Annotated in this window: 4 protein-coding genes; 2 read left to right on the forward strand and 2 right to left on the reverse strand. The window is 35.4% G+C overall.

What is annotated here, in order from left to right:
- Positions 1 to 290 precede the first annotated feature (290 nt).
- Positions 291 to 863 carry a hypothetical protein gene (locus JSQ97_RS12705; RefSeq protein WP_205076387.1) on the reverse strand — a complete coding sequence of 191 codons (573 nt, stop codon included), beginning with the start codon at positions 861 to 863 and terminating at the stop codon, positions 291 to 293.
- A 171-nt stretch (positions 864 to 1034) separates the two neighbouring features.
- Here JSQ97_RS12705 and JSQ97_RS13200 point away from each other — a divergent pair, with 171 nt between their 5' ends.
- A complete protein-coding gene (locus tag JSQ97_RS13200) occupies positions 1035 to 1232 on the forward strand; it encodes a DUF4372 domain-containing protein (protein WP_205076388.1) in 198 nt (65 codons plus the stop codon).
- On the forward strand, positions 1148 to 1891 hold the full coding sequence (locus JSQ97_RS12715) for an IS4 family transposase (protein WP_205076389.1): 744 nt from the start codon (positions 1148 to 1150) through the stop codon (positions 1889 to 1891). The genes JSQ97_RS13200 and JSQ97_RS12715 overlap by 85 nt, the downstream gene beginning before the upstream one ends.
- Here JSQ97_RS12715 and JSQ97_RS12720 read toward each other — a convergent pair.
- The coding region (locus tag JSQ97_RS12720) for a hypothetical protein (protein WP_205076390.1) at positions 1880 to 2075 on the reverse strand (196 nt) is incomplete at its 5' end. The two genes, JSQ97_RS12715 and JSQ97_RS12720, sit on opposite strands and share 12 nt — an antisense overlap.

Raw genomic sequence — 2075 nt, forward strand, 5'->3', positions numbered from 1 at the left:
ATCTCGTTGCCGAGGTTCCTCTGTATTCAAGATTTCCTCACGTTCTAGGGCAACCTGCTGTCTGCTCCCTTATCCCGTCGGATAAGACTACCACTTCTGCCGGTAATTAAAAACATAGCATCTCGTTTAATTGAAGCTGATTGAGGAGTTATTTTTTTATTGTTGTCTTATCTTGCATTTTCTTCTCCTAAACACCCATGCCGGCGGCGTATGCGAGCATAACATTCACTTAACCTGCATTTGCCGCAAAGGCAATGTCAGCGTTGAAGCGGGTGTTAGGTTTTTATTTCTTATGTATTTTTATTCTTTTTCCATGTTATATAATCTTTTTTTGCCTTCATATCTTTTAGCTGATTCCATGCGTCCAAGGCCGCTTCTCTTGTTGCATTTTTTTCATTTGCTAAATAATCGCTTATAAAATTATTAAATTTACATGATGGAATTTGAGGAAGCTTTCCTTCTGTTTTATTTAACCGAATATATTCACAAATGACATCATTATAAGTTATTTTTTCGCCATTAGAAAGTTTATCGTCAATCCATCGATTAAGCCAATATTTTGCCCCTGATTTAGGTTTTAATCCTTGAATTCGTTTAGCCATCTCACTATTTATGAATTCCCATGTTTCTTTTTTGTTGCTGAAATTTTCAACATAAGTATGATTATTCAATATATCTTTGTTTCGGTTTTTACTCCGATAACAATTCTTTTTATTCACCGTTCCGGTTTGCAAAAATTGAACAATAATTTCTTCAAGCTGATCCTTTCGTATTTTTGAACCAAAAGGAATTTTAAGCGATTTTGCTAATGTTTTGAGTTCACTCATGTACCAATATTTATTCTCGAATTCTTTTATTGTCATAGAGTCTTTTGCTTATGTGCCGTAATTATTGTATAACTGTAGGCATTAACGGTTATAATTTTATACCTTCATACACTACTGTCCAAGATAAATTAGATACTATTTAAAGTCTGTAATCCGTGATATAGTTAAGTTAGCACACAAAACAATATCACATAAGGAATTACAGACATGAACAAGTATAACACAAAACTCGGACAGTTGCTATCTTTACTAGAGAGACCTCGATTTAAAAAAATTGTAGACGATATAGAGGCAGATAAATACTGCAAGGGATTTTCAGCGTGGCAACAGTTTGTAACGATGGCTTATGCACAGATAGCAAATCCGCTGACATCAATAACAGTCTGCCAGAATATCTTTTCATAACAAATGCAAATGAACATGAAAATAATACGTTGAAAAAAATGAATATCGCCAAAGGATATACGGTCACATTCGATAAAGGCTACTGCAATTACGCGGTTTTCGGGGATTTTTGCCGTGATAAAATCTTTTTTGTTACAAGACTAAAGGAAAATGCACAGTACCGTGTCATTGAGGAACATGAAAGCAGGAATAAGCACATAACGCTTGACAGGACGATCGAATTTACCGGTATGCAGACAGGCAGGAAATGTCCGTTTCCTCTACGAGTCATAAAATCCGTTGATGAGAAAACAGGAAAGGAAATTACGATTCTGACAAACATATTCAATCTGACCGCAGGATATATCGCCAGGATGTATCGGGCAAGATGGAACATCGAAATATTTTTCAAGACGATAAAGCAGGATCTGCGAATCAAGAAGTTTTTCGGCCGGACAGAAAATGCCGTAAAAACACAAATCCGGATTGCGTTGACTGTGTATCTTCTGTACATGAAACTGCGGCAGCTGTGTATATATGGAGGCAAAAACTTTACAAACTTTATGTCGGAATTAAAAGTCTGCCTCTTTGAACGGAAGGACTTATTTGAATGGTTTGCCGGAAGCCCGTCACCCGCTGTTTACCATCCTAATGATTTTCAACAGGAGCTATGGGTATGATTTTATCTTGGACAGTAGTGTAGTATTATATATTTTTTTATCTATCAAAGATTCAATGAACTCTTGAGAAGATAATACCTTTAATACCTCATTCTTATTTTGTAATTTCCAATACTCTTTGGACAAAGTACGAAAAAATTGTTCCTGTACATAGTTTATATCTATCCCATTTTTAGGATTATCT

The organism is Treponema sp. Marseille-Q4523, from assembly GCF_016901105.1.
Taxonomy (GTDB): domain Bacteria; phylum Spirochaetota; class Spirochaetia; order Treponematales; family Treponemataceae; genus Treponema_D.

Excerpts from the sequence above, each read along its gene's own strand:
- JSQ97_RS13200 (WP_205076388.1), top strand. The coding sequence starts at position 1,035 with ATGAACAAGTATAACACAAAACTCGGACAGTTGCTATCTTTACTAGAG.
- JSQ97_RS12705 (WP_205076387.1), bottom strand. The coding sequence starts at position 863 with ATGACAATAAAAGAATTCGAGAATAAATATTGGTACATGAGTGAACTC.